Raw genomic sequence first — 25,122 nt, 5'->3', positions numbered from 1 at the left:
CAAATACATTAACAGCCATCTGCATCATAAAATAAAAAAGGGGATGAACTGGAACGAATCGTTCCCTGGTAAATCAACAAGAAAAAATGGAAAACTGTCGACCTCCTCTCCGTACCGGAGTATCAGAGGCATCTATAGGTCGGATTATACACTGCAGCCTGCTATTTGACAAGATGTTTTATTAAATTTTTTTAAACTGTGAATAGCTTCTATTGACTAAAATATAGGGAAAGTATAAGCTATATACCATACCAATGCGAAAGCAGAAAGGAAGTGTTGTCGCATGAAAATAGAAAAAGTAAATGAAAATCAGATTCGCTGCACCCTGACCCGTGAGGATCTCGCCAGCCGCGAATTAAAAATAAGTGAACTTGCCTACGGCACAGAAAAAGCTAAATCTCTGTTCCGTGATATGATGCAGCAGGCCAATTTTGAATTTGGCTTCGAAGCAGAGGATATTCCCCTGATGATTGAAGCCATCCCTCTGAATGCGGATTGTATCGTACTGATCATTACCAAAGTGGAAGATCCGGAAGAACTGGACACCCGTTTTTCCCGCTTTGCACCTTCCGTTACGGAAGACAGTGATGAGGGCAGTGATGAGAGCACGGCAGACGAGGTTCTGGATCTGTTCCGCCGTATCCAAAATGAGGAGGCTGCAGCCGAGACTCCCGCCGCTCCCGCTCCCGAGGAAAACGATGCTGTCAGATCCCGCCTGTTCCGTATGGAATCTCTGAAACAGGTGATCAACGCGGCAGTAATAGCCGGAAGCCATTATCACGGGCTCAGCACTCTGTATCACGAGGAGGGCACCGACGGGTATTATCTGATCCTGACGCAGGGCGAAGAAGATCGCGAGGTCTTCGACCGTGTCTGCAATGTCATCTCTGAATACGGTATTCCCAAGCGTTCCACACCGGCAAGCCTTACTTTTCTTGAGGAACATTGTGCCACACTGATTGCCGAACATGCTTTACAGCGTCTTTCTAATACTTCAATGTAACAACAGATTGTAACATTCAGGAGAGTTCCCACTCTGTGGGGACTTTCTTATTTTTATGGCTGTTTTATACCTGTCTCTCCCGGCGAAGATCTGCAGAAAAGAAGCCGGGAAACGCGTAACTTGAAAATATAATCTTATTGGCATATAATAAAATTTAATACATGATTGCTCCGTTGCAATGCAGCTTACGCAATTCCATACACATTCGGAATTACAAAGGGTCAAAACGCCGGTTACAGTGGAAAGGATGTACACAATATGATTTCCGACGAAGAATTATACCGACAATATTTAAGCGGCGATGAAACAGGGCTGGAAGAATTGATGAGAAAATACGACAATTCACTGACCTTATACATCAACGGCTATCTGCATGACATTCATGAGGCGGAGGACCTGATGATAGAAGTATTTTCCTACCTGTTCGCCAAAAGGCCCCCTATCCGGGATGGCGGATTCAGGGCTTACCTGTATAAAGCGGCACGGCATATGGCTTTGCGCCATAAAAGCATCCGGCGACATCACTTCTGTCTTGATGATCTGACCAAAGAGCCGGAAGGTGGGAAACTGGTGGATGAGGTGATCCGGACAAAAGAACGGAATCAGATCCTGCATTTATGCATGGGTGAACTGCATCCGGATTACAGAGAAGCTCTTTATCTGACCTATTTTGAGGGTATGAGTTACCGGCAGGTCGCTGAAGTTATGGGAAAAAGCGTGAAGCAGATCACTAATATAATGTACCGGGGAAAAGAGCGTCTGCGGGGATTATTGGAACGGGAGGGAATAACAAATGCGGAGTCATGAGGAACGGATCGCAGAAGTCCGACGAAGGATTGCGGAAAAAGAACGACAAAAAAGACGGAAACAGCGGCGGATCGTTGCTATTACCTGCATAGCGGCATGCCTTGCTGTGATCTTCGGGGCTTCCTTTGTCATGTCCGGGATTTCTGGGCAAATGGTGCCGGGGATCTCCTCCGGATATGAAACGGCGGCAACGATCCTCGGCGGAGGTGCTGCACCCGAATATATCATAATAGGGTTGCTTTCATTTCTTCTCGGCGTATGCGTGACGATCCTGTGTTTTCGTGTCCATCTGCTGGACAAAGAAGATCAGGCAGAGCAGAGGGGGGACCGCGCCAATGGAATTGATCATTAATCTTTTGCAATTTTTCGTTACCCTGCTGGGCTTCTGTCTGAGCGGCATTCGTTATCTGAGACATCGGACACTGTCATATTTTCTGCTGATTTGCTTTTATGGCTGTTTCGCACTGGGCTCCCTGTACTGGACATTGTATCTGTTATTGTTTTCCGAAACACCACGGATCTTTTATGTATCGGAATTCGGCTGGGTCTCCAGCGTTATTTTTCTCTGTCTCCTACAATATACTCTCTCCTCCCCGGAGGAAAGAAGCTTTTCCTGTCGGAAATCCCTGCTGGCTCCGCTGATCGGAGTCCCATTGTGCGCATTTTACTGTACCTTTGGTGACATTCTCTCCAACCTGCTCTGGTGCGGCATGATGATCCTTGTCTCCTATCGTTCCATCCACGGTCTTGTCTACGCAGAGACACAGACGGGAAAAGGACGGAACCTGCGGTATTTTCACATTGGAATCCTCTGCTATGTTGCGGCAGAATACGCTCTGTGGACCTCCGGCTGCTTCTGGCCGGGCGACTCCATCTTCAGTCCCTATTGCTGGTGTGATCTTCTGCTGACGTTCTGCCTTTTCGGGCTGCTGCCTGCCACAGGAAAGGCGGTGCGGACATGATCTATATTGAAAATGTATTTATCTGTATGGCCTCACCCCTGTTGATCGCCGCCCTGTGCATGGGTAGGCGGCAGGCCAAATTCTTTTTGTGCTGTCTTGCAGGAATGGGGGCATGCCTGCTCTCCGCTTACATCAATACCTTCTTTGCCGCTCTTTACGCAGCAGATACGATTGCCGCCACTGCAGAGATCGCACCTGTGGTAGAGGAAGTAATGAAACTCCTGCCGCTGCTCTTTTATCTTCTTGTATTTGAGCCTGAACCGGTGCCGATAAAAAATGCTGCCATCATCGTTGCACTTTCCTTTGCCACCTTTGAGAATGTCTGCTATCTGATTCAAAATGGAGCCGGACATTTTTCCTTTATCTTTTTCCGGGGCATTGGAACGGGTGCCATGCATGTGATCTGTGGTGCCATCGTCGGCGGTGGACTGGCGTATGTATGGCAGCGCACCTGGCTGAAGATTGCCGGAACCTGCGGTCTGCTCGGGGCAGCCATCACTTTTCATGCAATTTATAATCTTCTGATCGCCTATGGCGGTGCGATACAGTATATCGCATACATTCTGCCTGTGCTGATCCTGACGGCAGGGAAACTGATCACCCGCCGCCTTACCCAGAATCACAACTGAATCCTGTCTTTTGCGGAGCTGCTGTCGGCAGCTCCTGCTTTTTTTGAAAAAATTTGATTTTCAGGTGAGAGTTTTTTCGCTTTTTTGTACCTAATTAGATGAAGGGCATATGTATTTTATGACTTTACTTTCCGAAGGGAGGTTTTCAGCAATATGTATGATACAGAAAAGCGGGTCGAACTGGTGAAAAAACGGGTGCATGAAAAATATCGCCGGAAGGAGCGCCGCGGGATCTGCCGGCTGTCTGCCCTGTGCACAGCATTGTCTGCGTTCCTTGTGGGAACGGTGCACACGGCAGCCGACCAGACGCAGATCACCGCCCGGGGAATGTACGGCTCTATCCTGCTGCATGAAGATGCCGGCGGTTATGTGCTGGTGGGGGTAATTTCTTTCTCCACAGCAGTCATGATCACTGTGCTGTGTATCAGACACCGGGAAAGAGAACACCGCGGACAAGGCACGGGAAAAGGAAATGCATCACAACAACTGGAGGGAAAAAATAAATGAAAAAACAAAGAAGACGGATCTATGCGGCGCTGCTTTGCAGTTCCATGGTATTTTCTCTGGTCTCCACGCCGGTATCGGCAGCAGAAACCGGACAGCTGACGAATCCCCCGACAACCACAGAGGAGTTGGGTTCTCTGGAAAGCGCATCGGGAAATGAAGCTGCAGCGGCCCTGAACGGACTGTACGCAGCACTGCCGGTTGCAAACGGTGTGAAGGAAGTGGCGACAGCGGAGGAACTGACTGGGGCACTGGCAGATAGCAGTATTTCCGGGATCACACTGAAGAGGGATATCGATATCGGCTCTACACTGACGGTCAACCGTACTGTGACACTGGATTTGAACGGTTGTGTACTGAAAATGACCGGCGGCGGCAGCGTAATCAAGGTAGAGTCGGACGGCAATCTGACAATTGCGGACAGCAACAAAACCACACAACACAACTTTAACCCGAACTGTAAATATCTGACCTGGTACATTGACATGTGGAAACTAGACAAAGATGGCACGGAAATTGTCTCCGGTGGAGTTATTACGGGCGGTGGCGGTGATTTTGTCTACAATGATGGCGGCGGTGTGCTTGTTAATGCCGGCGGTACACTGACCATGACCGGTGGCAGCATCGTCGGATGCTCGGCAGGTGGTCTCGGCGGCGGTGTACGCCTTGCCTATGACTCTGCCATCGGCAAGAACAGCACATTCACCATGACGGGCGGCAGTATTATCGGCTGCGCTGCAAAAAACGGCGGCGGTGTGTCTATCTCCCCGAGGAGCACATTCACCATGGGTTCCGGCTCTGAGATCCGCAACTGCAACGCACAATCCGGGGGTGGCGGTGTGGACATCGGCGCCCTGTGGAATTCAAATACCATCGGCTGCTTTATCATGAACGGCGGAACAATCCGTACATGCACAGGATTATACGGCGGCGGTGTGTACAACTCTGGATCCTTTATTATGTCAAGCGGTACGATTAAAGCCAGCATCAGCACCGCCCCCCAGTATGCTTCAAGCGGCGGGGTGTGGAATGATAATCAGTTCACCATGACTGGGGGCACGATCGGTGATCCTGTTAATCCGAATGATGCAAGCTCTGTATACAATACTTCCTCTCAGAGAGTTATTCTTACTATATGCGACAATGCAAAAATCTACACAAATGTAACAAACGTTGGCATCCTGAATGCTGACGGCGGCGAAATAGCCGGCACAATGACGAACGATACAAACGAGTACGGCAGCGGCACGATCACCGGCAGTGCGGGTGCCGCCGGCAGCACTGAGTTCCATGGCAAAGTGACCAACACCGGCACCATCCGGAAGGGCACATTCAAGAATGAGGTCATAAATGAGAGCAGTGGTACCATTAACGGCGGCACATTCACCGGCGCGATTACGAACAATGATGGTACGGTTTTAGACGGTGATTTCAGCGGTGCCACCCTGAACGGTATGCTCGTGATCACTTTTGACCCAAACAATGGGGATCAGCCCAGCACACAGAAAGTGAATTGGAGTAAGGACGGAGCGGCACTCACCGCACCGGATCCCGTTCCCACCAATGAGGGGCATAGTATTGAAGGCTGGTATTATGATAACAACGGTACGGAAACAAAATGGAACTTTGACACGGATACAGTCAAATGCACTATGACCCTCAAGGCAAAATGGGAACTCTCCACCTATTCCGTAACGCTGCAGACAGACGGCGGTACGATTGCCAGCGGAAAAGAAGTAACCGGCTACACTTACGGCACCGGGGCAGTTCTTCCTACCACCAATGATATTACCCGCGAGGGATACCGCTTTGACGGCTGGTACGCAGACAGCAGCTTTTCCGGTTTGCCCGTTAGAGAGATCACAGCTACCGATACGGGAAATAAAACGCTATATGCAAAGTGGACGCGAAACACGACTCCCATCATCTCCGGAAACACGATCAATTATATCGTGGAGCACTACAAGACGGACGGCAGCGGCTACACGCTGGCGGAAACAGAACATTCCGCAGGGAAGACAGGTGATACCGTCACAGCAACGCCGAAAACCTATGAAGGCTTTACCTACAATCCGGCAATCTCCACCGCCAGCGGAACGTTAAAGAAGATCAGCGGTCCGGAGGATATCGTGACTTTGAAGCTCTACTATGATGTGAATGCTGACACCGAACAGGAAAGTACTGACAGCGGCTCCGAGGAAAAGGCTGACCGTGAGAATCCCTCTCCTGTCATGAAAAACACCACCTCCTATATGACCTATACCGTACAGGCAGGTGACACTCTCTGGGCAATCGCCAGAAAATACAACTGCTCCATAACCGAGATCGTGGCAGCCAACAGTGACCGGATCAAGAACCCGAACCGGATTCACGCCGGCTGGCAGCTTAAGATTCCCCAAAGCGGAGCGCCTATTACAGGCGGCACTCCCGATGCTGTCCTGCCTGAGAATAAGAAAAGCGGGATATACATCGTCAGACAGGGCGACACCCTCTGGGCAATCGCCAGAAAATGCGGCTGCTCCGTGGCTGAAATCGTTTCCCTGAACCGGGAACTGATCCGCAATCCTGCTCTGATTTATTCAGGCTGGGAACTGAAAGTACCACAGAATTAGCCTCCCCTGAAAGAATCTACCGTGCTAGTCATACTTCATAATATCGGATCAGATAATATCTAAGGGAAAAAGGCAAAAAAAAGACGGCCAAAGGCCGATGATCTGAATTCCTTGAATTCTTTTGATTTCTCAAATCCGCGCAATCGACGGACACATTTCGATTGCGCGGAAATCTGAGCTATGAAATTCCATAAATACTTTGTTTCACCTGTGTGCCCCGGTCAGGCGATGTTGCCAAAACAGACATACAAAGATTACAGCTCCTCGATCACTTTCATAAGCTCATCTACATCAATACCATGTACCATAGCTGCCTCTTCCAGGGTCTCTCCCTGTGAAGCAGGGCATCCCAGGCAATGCATTCCTGCATCGAGGAGTACGGGAGCTACTTCAGGATTGGCACGTAAGATCTCACCAATGGTCATGTCTTTTGTTACTCCGGTCATATCGGTCTCCTTTCTGCCGTATAAGGCTTTTTTAGTATAATACTTTCCCCCATATTTTACAAGAATATTCTTAATACATCAGCTCTGACATAAAATACCGGATTTCTGACGAGGGTGCTTGCACATAGAGTCAGATAATCGGTATTTTATGAACAAAGCGCTTTTATGAATGAGGAAGCTTTGTTGCTGATGTACAAAACTCGGAACAATTCCTAAAAAGGTTGACACTTACCCTTGTCAGGTAGTACACTTTTATCGTAAAGAAACAGCTTGGGATGCCAGCGCAACTGGTACTCTCAGTTGATAATATTAATTGTTTTTACCAGAAGGAGGTAAATTTTCATGGCAGAAGCATGGAGAGGTTTTAAAAAAGATGGCCACTGGGATGTAGACGTCAATGTACGTAACTTCATCCAGACCAACTACACTCCGTATGATGGAGATGAGAGCTTCCTGGAGGGACCTACCGAAGCAACTAATAAGCTTTGGGGCAGACTTCAGGAGTTACAGAAGGAAGAGCGTGAGCATAACGGCGTTCTGGAATGCGAAACAGAGATCGTATCCAGTCTGACCGCTTATGGCCCTGGCTATATTGATGAATCTATGAAGGATCTGGAGCAGATCGTTGGTCTGCAGACAGACAAGCCTTTAAAGAGAGCATTCATGCCTTATGGTGGTATTAAGATGGCTCAGCAGGCTGCAAGCACCTATGGCTACGAAGTAAACGCTAAATATGACAAGATCTTCAATGAGTATCACAAGACTCACAACCAGGCAGTATTTGATGCTTATACCGATGAGATGAAGGTTGCTCGTCATACCCATATCGTTACCGGTCTTCCCGACACCTATGGCCGTGGACGTATCGTAGGCGACTACAGAAGAGTTGCTCTGTACGGTATCGATTTCCTGATCGAGCAGAAGAAGAAGGATAAGAAGAACTGCGGTACCGGCGTTATGACCGAGGAAATCATTCGTCTGAGAGAAGAGATCGCTGATCAGATCAAGGCTCTGCAGGGAATGAAGGAAATGGCTAAGATCTACGGTTATGATATTTCCGGTCCCGCTACCACCGCTAAGGAAGCTATCCAGTGGTTATACTTCGGTTACCTGGCAGCTATCAAGACCCAGAACGGTGCAGCTATGTCCGTTGGACGTATCTCTACTTTCCTGGACATCTATATTGAGAGAGACTTAAAGGAAGGCACCCTGACCGAGAAAGAAGCTCAGGAGCTGATCGACCATATGACCATGAAGTTCCGTATGGTTAAGTTCGCTCGTATTCCTTCTTACAACCAGCTGTTCTCCGGCGACCCTGTATGGGCTACTCTGGAAGTTGGTGGTATCGGCATGGACGGCCGTCATATGGTTACCAAGAACGACTATCGTTTCCTGCATACTCTGGAGAACATGGGACCCAGCCCCGAGCCGAACCTGACCGTTCTGTACTCCAGCGCTTTGCCTGATAACTTTAAGAAGTACGCAGCTAAGATTTCTGTGAATACTTCTTCCATCCAGTACGAGAATGATGACGTTATGAAGCCTATCTGGGGTGATGACTACAGCATCTGCTGCTGCGTATCCGCTACTCAGACCGGTAAGGAGATCCAGTTCTTCGGTGCTCGTGCTAACCTGGCTAAGTGCTTACTGTACGCTATCAACGGTGGTAAGGATGAGAAGCATCTGGACAAGGACGGCAAACATATGCAGTGTGGTCCTGAAATCGCTCCTATCACTTCCGAGTACCTTGATTTCGACGAAGTTATGCATAAATATGACATCATGCTTGACTGGTGTGCATCTCTGTATGTTAACATCCTGAACCTGATCCACTACATGCATGATAAATACTACTACGAAGCAGCTGAGATGGCTTTGATCGATACCGATGTAAGAAGAACCTTCGCAACCGGTATTGCAGGTCTGTCCCATGTAGCTGACTCCCTGTCCGCTATCAAGTATGCTAAAGTTAAGGTTATCCGTGATGACCAGGGTTGTGCTGTAGACTTCAAGATCGAAGGCGACTTCCCTAAGTACGGTAACGATGATCCCAGAGCTGATGAATTCGCTGTATGGCTGCTGAAGACCTTCATGGAGAAGATCAAGAAGAACCACACCTACAGAAATTCTGAGCCTACCACTTCCGTACTGACCATTACCTCTAACGTTGTATATGGTAAGGCTACCGGTGCTCTGCCCGATGGTAGAGCAGCTTACACACCGTTCGCTCCTGGTGCATCACCTTCCTACGGTGCTGAGAAGAGTGGTCTGCTGGCTTCTCTGAACTCTGTAGCTAAGCTGCCTTATGAGTATGCTCTGGATGGTATCTCCAATACCCAGACCATGGCTCCTTCCGCTCTTGGTCACAACCTTGACGAGCAGAAAGAAACTCTGGTACGTGTAATGGATGGTTACTTCGATCGTGGTGCTCATCACCTCAACGTTAACGTATTCGGTACCGAGAAGCTGTTAGATGCACAGGCTCATCCTGAGAAGCCTGAGTACGCTAATTTCACCATCCGTGTATCCGGTTATGCTGTTAAGTTCATCAGCCTGACCAAGGAGCAGCAGGATGACGTTATCGCAAGAACCTGCCATAAGAGTCTGTAATCCAGTCTTTACAGGTTTGTAAGATAATAGAACGTATAAGGGGCCGGGCAGTATTGTCCGGCTCCCTTTTTGGGTACACTATTCAGAACCATTAAATATTTTCGGATGCTCTTCGAATGCTTGCATTCGCAAGAGTATTTGAAAATATTTATTTGGCGAAGCCATCTCCATGAGCAAAAGGAAAGTTCCGAAGGAACGATTTTGCGAATGGAGTTCTGAATAGTGTTAACTACACTCACCCCTCAGCTGCCTGCACGGCAGAGAATGGAGATTATTACAATGATCAAAGGCAGAATTCACTCATTAGAATCCTTCGGCGCAGTAGACGGACCCGGAATCCGCTATCTTATTTTCCTCAAGGGCTGCAATATGCGTTGTCAATATTGCCACAACGTAGATACCTGGAATCCCGACACTGACAATCTGATGACAGCAGACGAGCTTCTGGATAAAGCAGAGCGTTTCCGCAGCTACTGGGGCAAAGAAGGCGGCATCACTGTCAGCGGCGGCGAAGCCTTATTACAGATCGATTTTCTGATCGATCTTTTCCGCAAGGCCCACGAGAGAGGCATCAATACCAATCTTGATACTTCCGGACAGCCTTTTACCAGAGAAGAGCCTTTCTTCTCCAAATTCAATGAATTACTGAAATATACTGATCTCGTCATGTTAGACATCAAGCATATTGATGATGAAGAACACAAGAAGCTAACCGGCCATACCAACAAGAATATTCTAGACTGCGCAAGATACCTTTCCGAGCAGGGTATTCCCATGTGGATCCGTCATGTACTGGTGCCCGGAATTACTGACAATGACGAATATCTGAAAAAGACAAGAGAATTTATTGATACTCTGGATACCGTCATGAAAGTAGAAGTTCTTCCCTACCATACTCTGGGTGAGTACAAGTGGAAAGAACTGGGGATTCCTTACAAGCTTGAAGGTGTAGAACCGCCCACCGAAGAGAGGATCCAGAACGCGAAGAAGATTCTGGAGTTCAATAAATATAAATAAGCAACTGTAACTATTGATAAAAAATACTAAATAAGGCTTGTATTCAAAGCCCATTTATATTACAATACAAGTAGTTATATTGATAAATTTGTATCAAACAAGAGATTTGATACACGCAAAATAGGAGGAAAAGATTATGGCATTTGTTATTGGTGATGCTTGTGTAGCATGTGGAGCTTGTGAGGCACAGTGCCCCGTTGGCGCTATCAGCATGGGCGACGGAAAGTTTGAAATCGATGCAGATAAGTGCATCAGCTGCGGTTCCTGCGCAGGTCAGTGCCCTGTTGGTGCTATCGCAGAGGATTAATTCCTGATTCAGAACGTACCCCGGGGAAGGCATTTCAGAAAATGAAATGCCTTTTCTTTTTTTCTGCCTTAATTTCCCTGCCGGTATTTTCTTTGTCTGCGATCTCTGTGGACTCTTTTTCCACTTTCGTCCTTCTCTCCTCTTTCTGCTGTTTCCGCAGTTGTCCCCTGGTCTTTTTCCGCAACAGCTCGTCCATCTTCTGATAGTACTCCTCGCTGCGCTGTTCCAGTCTGCGGTCTCTCTCCTCTTCCCGTTCTTCTCTGCTGCGGAACTGATAATCCAGCTCCTTGACCATGCTTTCCTTGAGTTCCCGGCAAAGGTCCTGGTTATTCTCCCGTACTGCCTCACGGATCAACTGTTGCAGGATCCACTGGAGCCTTTTAGCCTTCTCTTCCCTGCTTTCACTCTGCAGTCCTTCCTTCTCCGGCACCGTACATATCCTCTCCTGCGGCTGTACCGGCATCTCTTTATCCACCGGTTTATCAACGATCTCGATGGCCATGTGTGGTGTCCGGACTTCTGCCGGCTCTTTCCGGGCTTCTACAGGCTCTTTTTCCCGTTCCTCCGGCAGTACGTCCAGCCGTCCGTCCTTTAATATCATTTTAATTGCTTTCAACTGTAATCCCCTTTCTTTCATGCTCTTGATCTCTTTGAACCGTTCCACATCTTCCTTCGTATAATAGCGGTGCCCCAGCTCGTTTCTTTTGATGGGCAGATGTAATTCCTCTTCCCAATAGCGAAGTACATGGCTCTCCACCTTTACCTGTTTTGCAGCATCCGAAATCAATAAATACTCTCCCATATTCTCTTCCTTTCCACATATCCATATATAATGATGTCGGGGTCAAAAGCCCCCGACTTTGATGCCTACGGATTGTTCCGTGCTACGCACTCCCACGTCTCCGCTCCGCTTCGGTCCGTGCTAGACATGTGCCACTGGCACATAGCACCCTACCCAATATTCGCATATCGTGGGATTATCATCCCACTTTTATGCTCATATCGGGGCGGGTCCTAAGGTCTTTCACCCACCTATGAGCAAGCTCATGTGGGCTTAGACCTTTTGACCCTGGCATCATATAATAAAAATACGAAAGAGAACAGGTGCGGGGAATCTCCCTCACTTGTTCTCTTTCGTATTTTATGTTCTGTATTCGTAATATACTTAGAAATCTTTTTTTCTGTCGTTTTCCAGATTGGCAAACTTGGTGTATTCCGGCAGCCATGCCAGCTGTACGGTTCCGATGGGACCGTTTCTCTGTTTGGCTATGATGATCTCCGAAATACCTTTATCCGGCGAATCGTGATTATAATAATCATCACGGTAGATGAACATTACCACGTCGGCGTCCTGCTCGATGGCTCCGGACTCACGCAGGTCAGACAACATAGGGCGATGATCCGGTCTCTGCTCTACAGCCCGACTCAACTGAGACAATGCCAGCACCGGTACGGACAGCTCTCTGGCGACTGCTTTCAGGGATCTCGAAATATCGGAAATCTCCTGCTGTCTGGAATCGCTGCTTCTTCCGCCACTTCCCGACATCAACTGTAAGTAGTCGATGATGATCATGGACAGACCGTTTTCCTGCTTCATTCTTCTGCATTTGGAACGAAGCTCGGCAATGCTGATACCGGGGGTATCGTCGATCATCAGCTTGGACTTGCCGATGACACCGGCACTCTCGATCAGTCGTTCCCATTCCTGGTCATTCAGCTGGCCGGTACGGAGCTTCTGGGCATCCACGCTGGATTCCAGGGAAAACATACGATTGATCAGCTGCTCCTTACTCATTTCCAAACTGAATATGGCTACCGGCAGATTCTGCTTAAATGCTACATGCTGCGCGATATTCAATACAAACGCCGTCTTACCCATGGAAGGACGGGCTGCGATCAGCACCAGGTCCGAGGGCTGCATTCCGGCGGTACGATAGTCCAGATCAATGAATCCGGTGGCAATACCTGTGACGGTTCCGTGCAGTTTGGAAGCCTTCTCGATCTTGTCCATGGCGTTCATGACTACGGTACGAATCGGTACGAATTCCTTGACGTTTTTCTTCTGTACCACTTCATTGATCTTGCTCTCGGTACTCTCCAGAATCGTATCCAGACTCTCCTTGCCGCTATAACAGGTATTGGCAATCTCTTCATTGGTACGGATCAGACGCCGGAGTGTTGCCTTCTCCGCCACGATTCCAGCATAATACTTGATATTGGCGGAAGTAGGTACTGCTGCAATCAGATTCGTCAGGAAATCCAGTCCACTGACCTCGGGAGGCACATCCTCCTTGGATCGCAACCGATCCTGCAAAGTGACAAAGTCAATGGGCTTTCCTTCATTGTTCAACTCTACGATGGTGTCAAATACCACACCGTACTGCCTGTTGTAGAAATCCTCTCCGGAGATCTGCTCTGTGGCGGCCGCAATGGCTTCCGCGTCAATGAACATAGAGCCGATGACCGACTGCTCCGCCTCTAAACTGTGAGGCATTATTCTTTTGATTACATTTTCATCCATTGCGGGCATGGGGTCGTCTACGCCTCCGTAACTTTCACCGTCAGCTTCGCTGCCACCTGGGGATGAAGCTTCACTGTTACCTCATAGGAGCCGAAGTTCTTCAGACTCTCCGGCAGCTGGATTTTCTTCTTGTCAATCTCGATACCATGCTGTTCCTTGCAGGCAGTTGCAATCTCTTTGGAGGATACAGAACCGAAGGTTCTTCCGCCCTCTCCTGCCTTGATCTTGACCACGACCTGCTTGGTCTCCAGCTCTGTTGCCAGCGCCTTTGCCGCATCCAGATTCTCCTGTGCCACCTTCTCTTCGTTTGCCTTATGGAGCTTCAGATCGTTCAGATTCTTGGAGCTTGCCTCCACACCGATCTTCTTCGGTAAAATATAGTTTCTTGCATATCCTTCGCTGGCCTCAATGATGTCACCTTTTTTTCCCAGCTTTTTTTCATCCTGAAGTAAAATAATTTTCATAGGATTAACCTGCCTTTCCTGAATCTTCTGTTTTATATGGTAAAACTTTTCAAACGGAATCCCTTAGATCTCACCGGATTCCAGCATGTCGTCGATGGTGTTCTTCAATACGCCAATGGCCTCTACCAGTCCCACGCCTTCCATCTGGCAGGCTGCGGTATTCATGTGGCCTCCACCGCCCATACGCTCCATGATGATCTGTACATTGACCTCATCAATGGATCTGGCGCTGACATAGATCTTGCCCTGATAATCGGTAAGTACAAAACTTGCCTTAATGCCCTTGATATTCAGCAGTTCGTTGGCTGCCTGCGCACCAATGATGGTAGGGCTGGGCAGATCCTCTGCGGTACACAGAGAGATTGCAAAGAACTGCTTGTAGATCTCTGCCTGACTGACAGCATCCGCCTTGGCCTTGTATTCTGCTGCATCCTCACGGAACAGCTTTCTCACACGGGTCACATCCGCACCGTTTCTGCGCAGGAAGGCTGCCGCCTCGAAGGTGCGGACACCGGTCTTGGTCATAAAGTTATTGGTATCGATCATGATACCGGAATACATGCAATCCGCCTCTTCCGTACGGATCTTGATATTGTCGTAGGTATACTGCAAGATCTCGGATACCATCTCGCAGGCGGAGGATGCATAAGGCTCCACATAAGACAATGTGGCATTCTCAATGGTCTCCGTACCCTGTCTGTGGTGGTCCAGTACTACGACGGATTTGCAGAAGCGAAGCAGATCCGGGCACTCCGTGATGGAGGGTTTATTGACATCCACCACCACCAGAACCGTATTGCTGCCTGCCATATCAATGGCCTGCTGGCTGGTAATGATCATATCCTCGTCATATTCCGGGTTGTTCTTAAACAGTTCTACCAGAGGCTGTACCGAAGTAGTAGCCTCATTCAATACAATGTGAGCCTTTCTGCCGAGGGTCTGGGCGATCCGGTAAATACCCACCGCAGAACCGAAGCTGTCCACATCCGGCATCCGGTGTCCCATGACAATGACACGATCCTTGCCGGTGATGATTTCCCGCAGGGCATGAGCTTTTACTCTTGCCTTGACACGGGTATTCTTCTCTACCTGCTGGCTCTTGCCGCCGTAGTAGGTAATGCTCTCCGGCGTCTTGATGACCGCCTGGTCACCGCCGCGTCCCAGCGCCAGATCAATGGCGGTACGGGCAAACTCGTAGTTCTGCGCATAGGTCAGTCCATCCAGACCGATACCGATACTGATGGTCACCGCCATCTCGTTGCCGATGTTCACCGTCTTGACCTCTTCCAGCAGATCAAAACGGTTCTCCTGCAGCTGTGCCACTGCTTTTTTCCGCATGATTACCAGATACTTGTCCTTCTCCAGCTTCTTGCTGATACCATCCAGTGCCGCAATGTATTTATTTACCTTACGGTCGATCAAAGCGATCAGCAGGGATCTACGGACTTCCTCGACGCTCTCCAGGGCTTCCTCATAGTTGTCCAGATAGATCATGCCTACGGTCAGGCTCTGGTCATCCACTTCCTGCAATGCGATATGCAGTGCCGTCTCATCGAAGAGATAGACGGCAATCAGGTAACCGTTATAGCCTTCCGCATCGATCATATCGCTGTGTTCCGCCATCTCCTTCAGAGAAATCTTGCGGAATTTGGCCACATACTCACAGCCCTCGTATTCCAGTTCATACTGTGCCTCGTCCACACCAGATTCGTCCGGAAGCCTGTCCCGGGTAATGGTAGGAAACAGGGAAGTGATGGATTTACTGTAGCCCTTGGGCTGATGCACCACATTCTCAAAGGCAATGTTGGTCCAGATCACCTTGCCGGAATCGTCCAGAAGGGCATATGGCAATTCCAGATCCCGCAGCAGTTTTCGCTGGATCTGACCATATTCCGTGGCAAAGCTGATCAACTCGTTCATGATGATCGGCTTGTTGTAGAAATACAGCGTCAGGGTAATTGCAAAATAAAAAATCGTAAATCCGAAGGTAAGCAGTCCTGCACGGAAATCCAACATGAATACCGCCGCATCGATAGCCAGCAGTAACAGGCCCAGATATAGGGTGAACTGGATATATGTACGGATCCTGCCTTTCAGTCTGATTCGTTTTTTCATGAAAGAACACCTCTCAATATTTGCGTTCGACAACTTCTATTATAACAAATAATAACCCGCTCCGCCACCATATTATTTTGACGAATAGACAATATTCCTCTGTCAAATTTGTGCTTTTTGTCAGCTTTTCCGGACGGAGAGCCGTTCTCTTACTTACACAGTTCCCAGAAAGCCACTGCGCTGGCGGCCGCCACGTTCAGGGAATCCACACCATGGGCCATGGGAATGCACACCGTATCGTCACAATCCGCAATGGTATCCGCTGCCAGTCCTTCCCCTTCCGTTCCCAGAATAATGGCAAGCTTTTCGACATTATGCAGTTTCTCATCATCCGGCCGCAAGCTGTCTTCTTTTAAAGCCATGGCTACGGTATGATACCCCATCTTCCGCAGCTGTTTCATGGTATGCTCCGGCCAGTCCTTTGTCTCCAGGATCGTCCACGGCACCTGGAATACGGTTCCCATGCTGACTCTTGCTGCCCGACGGTACAACGGGTCACTGCAGCCTCCCGTCAACAGTACTGCATCGATTCCCAACGCTGCCGCAGAACGGAAAATTGCGCCTACATTTGTGGGATTTACAACATTTTCCAGAACAGCAATGCGTCTGGCATTTCCGCACAAGTCTTCCATCTTCGGCAATGCTCTTCTGCGCATGGCACAGAGCATTCCTCTCGCCAGTTTAAAGCCGGAAATCTCCGACAGCACTTCATTGGATGCCACATATACGGGAATTTCCCCAGACACCTCTGCAATCCGCCCCAGGATTTCCCTGCCCTTCTCCGAATCCGCTTCCCGCTGTTCCATCAGAAGTGACAGCGGCTCATATCCCGCTGCCAGTGCCCGCAGAATCACATTGGGGCTCTCCGCAATGAACAGCCCCCGCTCTGGCTCATAATAATGAAAAAGATGTACCTCCCTGCGTTCATTGTAGATCTCCAGTTCCGGTGTATGCAGATCAGTAATTGGTATTAATCTATGCTTATCTGTACTCATGCTTTTGCGATACCTTTTCTCCAATAATTTTCTCTTTTTATTATAATGGAGCATCCGACCCCCGTCAAACGCAACCGTTACCCTGTACTCGGCTCATGGTATACACAAAAAGACCAGCCACAAAGGGCTGGTCTCTCATGATTGTCTTAGTCTGAATTATTCAGCTACATAAGGCATCAGTGCAACGTGACGTGCTCTCTTGATAGCAACGGTCAATGCTCTCTGATGCTTTGCACAAGTACCGGTAATACGACGAGGAAGGATCTTGCCTCTCTCAGATACATACTTCTTCAGCTTAGCTGTATCCTTGTAATCGATTACGTTATCTTTACCACAGAATACGCAAACTTTCTTTCTTCTGCGCATACCGCCTTTTTTTCTCATCGGAGAATCGGTCTTCTCAGTCTTATTAAAAGCCATTATTATTACCTCCTATCGGAATCTGTCAGGGCAGAGGCGGGTGTCAGCTCCGCTTGTCACTGAAACTTAGTTAAAGGGTAATTCTTCATCGATGCCGTCAGGGATGTTCATAAAGCCATCACCTGCTCCGGAAGGAGCAGGGGCATTATTACCACCACCAAAGCCAGCGTTCTGGTATCCGCCGTCATTATTGCCGGCAGATGCGTTCTTACTCTCTGCGAACTCTACGTTCTCAGCCACTACATCAGTAGTATACACACGCTGTCCATCCTTATTGGTATAGCTTCCGGTCTGGATACGTCCTTCCACAACGAACTTTGTTCCCTTGTGGCCGTATCTCTCAATAAACTCACCGGTTCTGCCAAACGCTACACAGTTAATAAAATCAGCATCCGGCTCACCGTCACGCTTAAATCTTCTATCTACTGCTATGGAAAAACGAGCAATCGCTGTTGCGGTAGCTCCCTGAGAATATCTTACCTCAGGATCCCTTGTCAAACGTCCCATAAGAATTACTTTATTCATATTTCGCTTCTCGCTTTCTGTTTATGCCTCGTCCTGTCTAACGCATAAGTATCTGATCACGTTGTCCATGATACGAACACGGCTCTCGATCTCTGCAGGAACAGTGCTCTCAGCTTCAAATCTGATGAAGTAGTAGAAAGCTTCTTTCATCTTCTGAACTTCGTAAGCAAGCTTCTTCTTGCCCCACTCGTCCACTTCTGTGATGTTGCCGCCGAATCTCTCAACCAGTGCTTTGCACTTGTCAACAACGGCTGCTCTCTCATCATCCTCGATCTTAGCGCTAACAACAACGGCTAATTCGTACTTGTTCATGTTAGTTACCTCCTTTTGGTCTCTGGCCCATATTTTATATATGAGCAAGGAATAAAGTGTCTCACGAAGGAACATGATACCATATTCCTGTCCACTTTTCAAGATTTTTCAACGATTTCTTTCACATTTTTTTCTAACAGTTTTCTTGCGATCATGATCTGGTGTCCACAGCCCAGACATTTCAGCCGGAAATCTGCTCCCACACGGAGTACTTCCCATTCTCTGCTGCCGCAGGGATGCTGTTTTTTCAGTTTCAATACATCTCCCACATTAATATCCATAACATTTTCCTCTTCTTTTCCTGACTGTATCGCCACTCCTCCGCAAACATGTCGCGACAGAGGCCTGTGATTCTGTATTATAAATGGTTCGCCATAAAGTCCTTCACTACCCCGAAAGCCTCCCGCAGCAGGTTATTCGGTACGGTAACGGGATAAGTTCCCGCGGACAGTCCCTCTACATGGGCATAGCCCTGTTTTCTCGCAATAGCCAACGCCCGGAACATATGAAAATTGTTGGTAATAACCACAACACTGTCCTCTGATTTGTCCAGCAGTTCTCCGCTGAAGATCAGATTCTGCGTGGTATTCGTGGAAGCATCCTCCATGATGATCCGCTCCGGATCGATCCCGGCGGTTTCCAGATATCCTTGCATTCCCTCGGCCTCGCTGATGGGTTCATTGTATCCCTGTCCACCGGACACGATGACTTTGGTCTCCGGATTGGCATTCAGATATTCTATGGCTTTATCCAGCCGTTTCTGTAGCACATAACTGGGGCCGGAAGTCTTCCACTGAGCTCCCAGTATGATCACATAATCCGCACCTTCCTGCGCCGTGGCATGGAACTGGCTGACGATCATCCCTTCTATAATAAGAAGCAATACCATCCCTGCCATCACAAGACTCCGGAATGTAATATGCAGCCATCGGGGGATCCAGTAATATACGGTTCTGTGGGTCAGCACCCATGCCCATGCGGCACAAAAAGCACCAATCACACCCCAGACCAGGAAAAAGTAGCTGCCGAAGGCAACAAAAAGACCGATCCCCACACAGTACAGCAGACACAGCACCGCCAGAACATATAACGCCCTTGCTCCGTAATGTTTTTCTCCCACACCTCTGCCTCTGGGATCCAGATAGATCACTTTTTTACTTTTTTCCCTCGGAATCAAGTGGTTCCTTTTCATACTGCCTCCATTCTTTCCTACGATCTATTGTAGCATATCTCCTACGGCGGTCTCAATACCACATATTTTAGGGTTTTCTTAATTTTTTCGAAAATTTTCTTTACCGGACACTGATTGACTTATCACTCACCTAACACTATGATGTAATTAACATACTACTTCTGAAAAAAGAAACGGATGGAAACCTTATGCATACCACATTATCCAAAAAAGATTTTTCCCGATATCTGCCCTTCCTCCTGCTGGTGATGACCGTTTTCCGCGTCCTCGCCGGACTGAGGATTCCTTATATGATCCTGGCAAATCAGCGCTATGATGACCGGCTGCTGTTCGAGAATGCTTACGATCTGCTGAGCGGCGTGTGGCTTGGCAGCTACGATTCTTATACACTGGCAAAAGGAATCGGCTATCCGCTGTTTCTGGTACTGGCGAAAAAGCTGTGCCTTCCCTACTCTGTTCTGCTGTCGCTGTTGCAGGCGGCCGGTGCATGGCTGTTTGTCCGCGCAGTGTCTGTGAGATGGCAGAATCCCTATGGGCAGGCAATTCTCTATCTGCTCCTGTTGTTTTCCCCCATCAGCCTCACGCTGTTGGTCACGCAGCGGCTGTACCGCATGGCAATCGTTCCGGGAATGGTCCTGGTGGTATTTTCCAGCATGATCGGGCTGACTCTGCGCAAAGAGCTCCCCTTGAAAAAACAGCTGCCCTGGGCATTCCTGACCGGACTGACTCTTGCCTTTTTCTGGCAGATCCGGGAGGATTCCGTCTGGATCCTGCCGTTTATCGCCGTTATGACGGTATGGAACGTGGGTTATGTAATTCTGGTCCTGCATAAGAAATTAAACACAAAGGCACTTCTGATTCACTGCCTGACCATGTTATTGCCACTCCTTCTCCTGTTCGGCGCCAACACCGGTGTCTCCGTCGTCAACCGGATCCACTACGGTGTTTTCCTGAACAACGACCGCACGGAGGGAAATTTTGCAGAGCTGATGTCCCTGTTGTATCATCTGGACAGCAATACGAGAACCAATCCCGACATCTGGATCTCCCGGGATACTATTGTCAGAGCAGAAGCAGCCAGTCCCACTCTGCAGCAGATTCAGCCACTATTGGACAGTTATACCGAAGACTGGGCCACAAGGGATGGTGAGATTCCCGGCGATCACTTCAGCTGGGTACTGCGGGATGCGGTACAGGACTCGGGAATTGCCCCGAATGCCGTCAGTGCACAGACCTTTTATGGCAATGTCCTCTCCGAACTGCGGGCAGCCGTAGCCAGTGGCGAGCTGACCGAAAAGACGGACGGTGCCCTCTATTTTTCCTCCCAATCCCGTGGAGTACTGCCGGAAGAAATTCCCGGTATCCTCAGTGATACTTTGCAGAATATCTGGAAAATTGCAGGATACACCGATTGTGCTTTGAGCAGTTCCGCCAAAAGTGCCGGCCGGCTGTCGGATATCCGTCGTATGGAATCCTTTGCCTCCTGCCTGACCGTGTACCCCACACTGTCACAGTTTCAGGCTGCCGATTATGATTCCATTGAGGATGAGACCTTATATGATTTCAATGAGATCTACAGTTCCGGTATGGTATCTCTTCTGAATAAGAGCAACGCTATCTATCAGTTGTTGGGACAGCCCATGTTCCTGCTGGCACTGCTTGCCCTTTGTGTGCTGACCGTCCGCGTGATCCATGGACTTTTCCATGGGGACACAAAAGATCTCGAACTGTGGATCCTGACCTGTGGGATTCTGCTCAGTGCCGTTCTGCTGCGTTTCGGCTGTGGCCTGTTCACCGCATGGTTTTCCGAAGACATGCAAAAGTTCATCAACAGCTTCTATTCCTGTGGCGTCTACATTCTGCTGCAGATGTTCAAATATCTGGCGGTTATTACTACTGCCGCCAGCCTGCAACCGATACGGAAACAATATTTTCAAAATTTTCGTAATTCTCATAAGGAAAAGGAGGAATAACTTATGGAAAATTTGAACAAACAGATTCAGGAATTGCAAAAGATCATTGATACCTACGGCAATATCGTATTTTTCGGTGGTGCCGGTGTCTCCACCGAGAGTGGAATCCCGGATTTCCGAAGCGTGGACGGACTGTATCACCAACAGTACGATTACCCGCCGGAGACGATTTTAAGTCACACCTTTTATCGTTCCCACACGGAGGAATTCTTCCGTTTTTACCGGAATAAGATGCTTTTCCCCAATGCACAGCCCAATGCCGCCCATAAAAAACTGGCAGAACTGGAAGCTGCCGGGAAAGTCCGGGCCGTGATCACCCAGAATATCGACGGACTGCATCAGGCTGCCGGAAGCAGGACTGTCCTGGAGCTTCACGGCTCCGTGCTTCGCAATTACTGTGAAAAATGCCATCAGTTCTACGGTCTGGATGCTATCTTAAACAGCACCGGTATTCCCCGCTGTGAAAAATGCGGTGGTATCATCAAGCCGGATGTGGTTCTGTACGAAGAGGGACTGGATGAGAAGACGTTAAATGCCGCCGTCAGATACATCCACGAAGCAGATGTCCTGATCATCGGCGGCACTTCTCTGGCTGTCTATCCCGCAGCCGGGTTAATTGATTATTTTCAGGGTGATAAGCTGGTGGTCATCAACAAAAGTGCGACCCCCAGAGACAGCCACGCAGATCTCCTGATTCAGGGACCGATCGGGGAAGTATTTCACTCGATCCAGAATCCGTAAGAGATATCCTGTTCTCCGCTGATATGATAAGCATCTTCCACATCAGCGCCCCAGCTGTTGATACCACCCACGCCCCTCACTGCTCCCAGGATGGATACCACCGTCCTGCGGGCAGGAGGTAGTTCTTCGTGGTGCATGGCATTTTCCAGTTCCTGTGCCGTATAAGGCAGGCAGGAAAATGCGAAGTGTTTTCCCTCCTCCGCGGTTATTTTTAAACGGCTGCTTCTTTCTCCACGGTCTGTATTATCCAGGGAAGTCTTCCTGACGATCTCCAGCCATTTGGTCTGCATATGCATCCCACAGTCCTGAGGCACCATATAAGGTGTCACCGGCAGGCCCTGTACTTCATACACACCGGGAATTCCTCCTGCCATACGGTCCGGATAGGTCTCTCCGGACAATCCTTCATAGGTATACCTCTCCGCTGCGGTGGGCATCAGGAACCGCATTCCGAATACCGGAAGCTCCGGCAGACCCTGTTTTCCACAATAATCTGCCTGCACATGGATTCTGCCGTCCGTTTCCACCGTATAAGTCACTGTCACCTCCGTCGCCGGAACCGTCGGTGTCTCATACGTATAGATGATCTCGAATCTGTCACAGGTCTCTCTTCCAGTGTATTTATTATTCGCCGGTGCCAGCGGGATGGCAATCTCCTCTCCATCCATCCGGGCCTCTACCCGGCTGCAGCGTACAAAACGATCCGCCGCGGACCATACCGCACTGCGGAATGCGAATCCACACCCTCTGTCATTGTCCGTGACCGCGCGCCAGAAAGCCGGTCGGGGAGACCTGTACAGCCACTCTTTGCCATCCTTATATAAAGACTCCATGCCTCCGGAGCCCACGGAGAAAATATAGGAAAAATCCTGTCCATGTATACCGATAGTCACATCACCGATTACGATTCTGAGTGCCATAATAATATCTCACCTCCTGCATTGCCGGTTTTTCACTACGGTCTGCGAATAAGATTCCATTTCCCGAGAATTCATAATCACTGGGTCTGTCATCAAAATCTCCTCCGTAGCGCAGTACTCTCCGTCCTGTGACTTCATCTTCCACCCAAAGCGCCTGGTCAATATAATCCCAGATAAATCCGCCCTGATACATTTCAAAGCGGTCCAATAATTCCATATAGGACTTCATTCCGCCCAGAGAATTGCCCATGTCATGCATATATTCGCACAACAGATACGGCTTTTTCGGGTCGTTTTCCAGATAATCTATAATCTCCTGCGGATATGCATACATCCGGCTCTCCATATCGGAAATCACATCCTCATATGCCTTGTTATGGAAAACGCCCTCATAGTGCACCAGACGCAAGTCGTCTTTTTCCTTGAAGAACTGCTGCATCGCAGCGATATCATCCTCGGCATAAGATTCATTTCCCAGGGACCAGAACAGGATTGACGGATGGTTCTTATAACATTCAAAATTCGTTCTGGCGCGATCCACTACCGCTTCCTTCCACTCCGGCAGGGAACCGGGCACATTCCAGGAAGGTTCCACAGCTCCCATCTTCTGCCAGGAGCCGTGACTCTCCAGATTCGTCTCCGCCATCATGTAAATACCGGCTTCATCGCACAATGTGTACCATTCCATGCGATCCGGATAATGACAGGTACGGACGGCATTGATATTGTTGCGTTTAAAGCAGGCAATATCCCATTTCATGTCTTCCAGGGAAATACACCGTCCGGAAGCTGCATTCCACTCATGGCGGTTCACTCCACAGATCACCAGCCGCTCGCCGTTCAGTTTCATCACTCTATCCGTAGAATCCAAAATAAAATCCCGGAAGCCGATCTTATAAGGCACCACTTCCGTCACTTCACCCTCACTGTCTGTCAGCGTGATCTCCAACTGATACAGATAAGGATTCTCATGACTCCAGGGTGTTACTTTCTCTGCCAGTTCTTCCTTAAGATGCAGAGCCTGCTCCGCCTGGGGCTGTAAAAACTCGGTTCGCGTAAGCAACGCTTTCCCCGCAGGATCCGACAGACGGATCTGCATTTTGCCCGAGCGCTGTCCCGCATCTGCGGCAGATACTTTTACCGTCAGATCTAAAGTGCCCATTGCATCCTGTACGCTATAATTAGGCTTTGCCCAGAGATCTTCCACATGCCAGCTGGGCTTTGCATAAAGCTTTACACTGCGGAAGATTCCGAAAAAGCGGAAGAAATCCTGGTCTTCGAGAAATGCCGCCGTACTGCGCTTGTGCACTTCCACCGCCAGCAGGTTATCTTTTTCCTTAATATATGGTGTCAGATCGAATTCCGAAGGAGTAAAACTGTCTTCCGCATATCCCACGAAACGGCCATTCAGCCAGACATACATGGCCTGCTCCACACCTTCAAAACAGATAATGACTCTCTTTCCCCGCAGACCTTCTGCCAGATGAAAACGCTTCCGGTAAGAACCTACGGGATTATACTCTGCCTCGCTGAAAGCACCTTCTGCCAATCCTTTTCCCAGCGTGTAAGCCGGGCGGCGGTAAATTTTGCCCTCCCAGGGATACATGGTGTTGATATAATGAATTTGGTCATAACCTGCCAGTTCAATATGTCCTGGCACACGGATCGTATCGAACTGCGCACTGTCAGCATTTTCCCGGTAGAAATCCACCGGACGGCTCTTCGCATTCACCGAATAGGCGAACTCCCAGTTTCCGTCCAGAGACTGTACCAGGGAGCTTCTGCCCTCTGCCGCTTCTTCCGTATCCTGATAGATCGGATGATCACTGTGGGCTGGCAGCTGACCAACCCGGAACACCTTCGGATCGTCCAGCCATCTGATATCTGCTTCCATTTTGGTCCTCCTTATTTATCCCTTTTCTATTATAATAATTGTGAATTTTCTTCCATGCAACAAATATTTATCTCTTCGGAAAAACAGATTCCATGATACACTGCCCGGAAATCAAGATTTTTGTGGCAGCATATGTGAAAATATGTTAATCTG

At 48.9% G+C, this 25,122-nt stretch carries 25 protein-coding genes and 1 pseudogene; 13 read left to right on the top strand and 13 right to left on the bottom strand.

Annotated elements, in window-relative coordinates; genetic code table 11:
* The first annotated feature begins 283 nt into the window (after nucleotides 1–283).
* The 7 genes from OCV96_RS04930 (at nucleotide 284) to OCV96_RS04900 (ending at nucleotide 6,517) form a co-directional block, all read left to right on the top strand.
* Nucleotides 284–1,003, top strand: coding sequence for an adaptor protein MecA (locus OCV96_RS04930; RefSeq protein WP_262593689.1), 720 nt, complete (start codon nucleotides 284–286; stop codon nucleotides 1,001–1,003).
* Between the two features lie 258 nt (nucleotides 1,004–1,261).
* A complete protein-coding gene (locus tag OCV96_RS04925; protein WP_262593688.1) occupies nucleotides 1,262–1,810 on the top strand; it encodes an RNA polymerase sigma factor in 549 nt (182 codons plus the stop codon).
* Nucleotides 1,797–2,162 carry a DUF4179 domain-containing protein gene (locus OCV96_RS04920; RefSeq protein WP_262593687.1) on the top strand — a complete coding sequence of 122 codons (366 nt, stop codon included), beginning with the start codon at nucleotides 1,797–1,799 and terminating at the stop codon, nucleotides 2,160–2,162. Before OCV96_RS04925 ends, OCV96_RS04920 begins: the two co-directional genes overlap by 14 nt.
* A complete protein-coding gene (locus tag OCV96_RS04915) occupies nucleotides 2,146–2,772 on the top strand; it encodes a histidine kinase (RefSeq protein WP_262593686.1) in 627 nt (208 codons plus the stop codon). The genes OCV96_RS04920 and OCV96_RS04915 overlap by 17 nt, the downstream gene beginning before the upstream one ends.
* Nucleotides 2,769–3,401, top strand: a complete 633-nt coding sequence (locus OCV96_RS04910; RefSeq protein WP_262593685.1) for a PrsW family intramembrane metalloprotease — start codon at nucleotides 2,769–2,771, stop codon at nucleotides 3,399–3,401. Before OCV96_RS04915 ends, OCV96_RS04910 begins: the two co-directional genes overlap by 4 nt.
* Nucleotides 3,402–3,554: 153 nt before the next feature.
* Nucleotides 3,555–3,908: a hypothetical protein gene (locus tag OCV96_RS04905; RefSeq protein ID WP_262593684.1), complete on the top strand. Its 354-nt coding sequence runs from the start codon at nucleotides 3,555–3,557 to the stop codon at nucleotides 3,906–3,908.
* Entirely contained in the window at nucleotides 3,905–6,517 is a 2,613-nt protein-coding gene (locus OCV96_RS04900; RefSeq protein WP_262593683.1) for a LysM peptidoglycan-binding domain-containing protein, read from the top strand. The genes OCV96_RS04905 and OCV96_RS04900 overlap by 4 nt, the downstream gene beginning before the upstream one ends.
* A gap of 254 nt (nucleotides 6,518–6,771) precedes the next feature.
* On the opposite strand, the gene OCV96_RS04895 is transcribed toward OCV96_RS04900, so the two are convergent.
* Complete coding sequence (locus tag OCV96_RS04895; RefSeq protein ID WP_117465768.1) at nucleotides 6,772–6,963, bottom strand: DUF1858 domain-containing protein; 192 nt, start codon at nucleotides 6,961–6,963, stop codon at nucleotides 6,772–6,774.
* 342 nt (nucleotides 6,964–7,305) lie between these two features.
* On the opposite strand from OCV96_RS04895, the gene pflB reads away from it, so the two are divergent.
* From pflB to OCV96_RS04880, 3 genes are all read left to right on the top strand, one after another.
* The gene (pflB, locus tag OCV96_RS04890; RefSeq protein WP_262593682.1) at nucleotides 7,306–9,573 is read left to right on the top strand and encodes a formate C-acetyltransferase; all 2,268 of its coding nucleotides are present in this window, start codon (nucleotides 7,306–7,308) and stop codon (nucleotides 9,571–9,573) included.
* A 279-nt stretch (nucleotides 9,574–9,852) separates the two neighbouring features.
* The gene (gene pflA, locus OCV96_RS04885; RefSeq protein WP_117465717.1) at nucleotides 9,853–10,590 is read left to right on the top strand and encodes a pyruvate formate-lyase-activating protein; all 738 of its coding nucleotides are present in this window, start codon (nucleotides 9,853–9,855) and stop codon (nucleotides 10,588–10,590) included.
* A 136-nt stretch (nucleotides 10,591–10,726) separates the two neighbouring features.
* The gene (locus OCV96_RS04880; protein WP_022154896.1) at nucleotides 10,727–10,897 is read left to right on the top strand and encodes a DUF362 domain-containing protein; all 171 of its coding nucleotides are present in this window, start codon (nucleotides 10,727–10,729) and stop codon (nucleotides 10,895–10,897) included.
* Between the two features lie 34 nt (nucleotides 10,898–10,931).
* On the opposite strand, the gene OCV96_RS04875 is transcribed toward OCV96_RS04880, so the two are convergent.
* A complete protein-coding gene (locus OCV96_RS04875) occupies nucleotides 10,932–11,699 on the bottom strand; it encodes a helix-turn-helix domain-containing protein (RefSeq protein WP_022312019.1) in 768 nt (255 codons plus the stop codon).
* 30 nt (nucleotides 11,700–11,729) lie between these two features.
* Here OCV96_RS04875 and OCV96_RS19590 point away from each other — a divergent pair.
* A pseudogene (locus OCV96_RS19590) lies at nucleotides 11,730–11,955 on the top strand (hypothetical protein).
* Between the two features lie 107 nt (nucleotides 11,956–12,062).
* Here the strand turns inward: OCV96_RS19590 and dnaB are convergent.
* The 9 genes from dnaB to OCV96_RS04825 all read right to left on the bottom strand — a co-directional run bounded on the left by dnaB (nucleotide 12,063) and on the right by OCV96_RS04825 (nucleotide 19,441).
* Nucleotides 12,063–13,418 carry a replicative DNA helicase gene (dnaB, locus tag OCV96_RS04865; RefSeq protein WP_117465767.1) on the bottom strand — a complete coding sequence of 452 codons (1,356 nt, stop codon included), beginning with the start codon at nucleotides 13,416–13,418 and terminating at the stop codon, nucleotides 12,063–12,065.
* 17 nt (nucleotides 13,419–13,435) lie between these two features.
* Nucleotides 13,436–13,882, bottom strand: coding sequence for a 50S ribosomal protein L9 (rplI, locus tag OCV96_RS04860; protein WP_022312021.1), 447 nt, complete (start codon nucleotides 13,880–13,882; stop codon nucleotides 13,436–13,438).
* A 63-nt stretch (nucleotides 13,883–13,945) separates the two neighbouring features.
* Nucleotides 13,946–15,997 (bottom strand): DHH family phosphoesterase, encoded by a 2,052-nt coding sequence (locus tag OCV96_RS04855; RefSeq protein ID WP_227733936.1) that lies wholly within the window; start codon nucleotides 15,995–15,997, stop codon nucleotides 13,946–13,948.
* A gap of 149 nt (nucleotides 15,998–16,146) precedes the next feature.
* Nucleotides 16,147–16,992 carry a TrmH family RNA methyltransferase gene (locus OCV96_RS04850; RefSeq protein ID WP_227733937.1) on the bottom strand — a complete coding sequence of 282 codons (846 nt, stop codon included), beginning with the start codon at nucleotides 16,990–16,992 and terminating at the stop codon, nucleotides 16,147–16,149.
* 156 nt (nucleotides 16,993–17,148) lie between these two features.
* Nucleotides 17,149–17,412 (bottom strand): 30S ribosomal protein S18, encoded by a 264-nt coding sequence (rpsR, locus tag OCV96_RS04845; RefSeq protein ID WP_022154890.1) that lies wholly within the window; start codon nucleotides 17,410–17,412, stop codon nucleotides 17,149–17,151.
* A 66-nt stretch (nucleotides 17,413–17,478) separates the two neighbouring features.
* On the bottom strand, nucleotides 17,479–17,937 hold the full coding sequence (locus OCV96_RS04840) for a single-stranded DNA-binding protein (protein WP_117465714.1): 459 nt from the start codon (nucleotides 17,935–17,937) through the stop codon (nucleotides 17,479–17,481).
* Nucleotides 17,938–17,958: 21 nt separating this feature from the next.
* The gene (gene rpsF / locus OCV96_RS04835; protein WP_022154888.1) at nucleotides 17,959–18,249 is read right to left on the bottom strand and encodes a 30S ribosomal protein S6; all 291 of its coding nucleotides are present in this window, start codon (nucleotides 18,247–18,249) and stop codon (nucleotides 17,959–17,961) included.
* A 98-nt stretch (nucleotides 18,250–18,347) separates the two neighbouring features.
* Nucleotides 18,348–18,530: a DUF951 domain-containing protein gene (locus tag OCV96_RS04830; RefSeq protein WP_022312293.1), complete on the bottom strand. Its 183-nt coding sequence runs from the start codon at nucleotides 18,528–18,530 to the stop codon at nucleotides 18,348–18,350.
* A gap of 77 nt (nucleotides 18,531–18,607) precedes the next feature.
* Nucleotides 18,608–19,441: a YdcF family protein gene (locus OCV96_RS04825; RefSeq protein ID WP_262593681.1), complete on the bottom strand. Its 834-nt coding sequence runs from the start codon at nucleotides 19,439–19,441 to the stop codon at nucleotides 18,608–18,610.
* Between the two features lie 188 nt (nucleotides 19,442–19,629).
* Between OCV96_RS04825 and OCV96_RS04820 the strand changes: the two genes are divergently transcribed.
* Together OCV96_RS04820 and OCV96_RS04815 are read left to right on the top strand one after the other, a co-directional pair.
* A complete protein-coding gene (locus OCV96_RS04820; RefSeq protein WP_262593680.1) occupies nucleotides 19,630–21,414 on the top strand; it encodes a spermidine synthase family protein in 1,785 nt (594 codons plus the stop codon).
* A 3-nt stretch (nucleotides 21,415–21,417) separates the two neighbouring features.
* Nucleotides 21,418–22,155: an NAD-dependent protein deacylase gene (locus OCV96_RS04815; RefSeq protein WP_262593679.1), complete on the top strand. Its 738-nt coding sequence runs from the start codon at nucleotides 21,418–21,420 to the stop codon at nucleotides 22,153–22,155.
* On the opposite strand, the gene OCV96_RS04810 is transcribed toward OCV96_RS04815, so the two are convergent.
* Both OCV96_RS04810 and OCV96_RS04805 read right to left on the bottom strand, forming a co-directional pair.
* Nucleotides 22,134–23,075 carry a beta-galactosidase small subunit gene (locus tag OCV96_RS04810; RefSeq protein WP_262593678.1) on the bottom strand — a complete coding sequence of 314 codons (942 nt, stop codon included), beginning with the start codon at nucleotides 23,073–23,075 and terminating at the stop codon, nucleotides 22,134–22,136. The genes OCV96_RS04815 and OCV96_RS04810 overlap by 22 nt on opposite strands.
* A complete protein-coding gene (locus tag OCV96_RS04805; RefSeq protein ID WP_262593677.1) occupies nucleotides 23,050–24,969 on the bottom strand; it encodes a glycoside hydrolase family 2 TIM barrel-domain containing protein in 1,920 nt (639 codons plus the stop codon). Before OCV96_RS04805 ends, OCV96_RS04810 begins: the two co-directional genes overlap by 26 nt.
* Nucleotides 24,970–25,122 lie beyond the last annotated feature (153 nt).

Source organism: Waltera acetigignens, assembly GCF_025567015.1.
Taxonomy (GTDB): Bacteria; Bacillota; Clostridia; order Lachnospirales; family Lachnospiraceae; genus Acetatifactor; species Acetatifactor acetigignens.
Note: the sequence above shows the minus strand (reverse complement) of the source record. Positions and strands in the feature narration are given on the sequence as shown.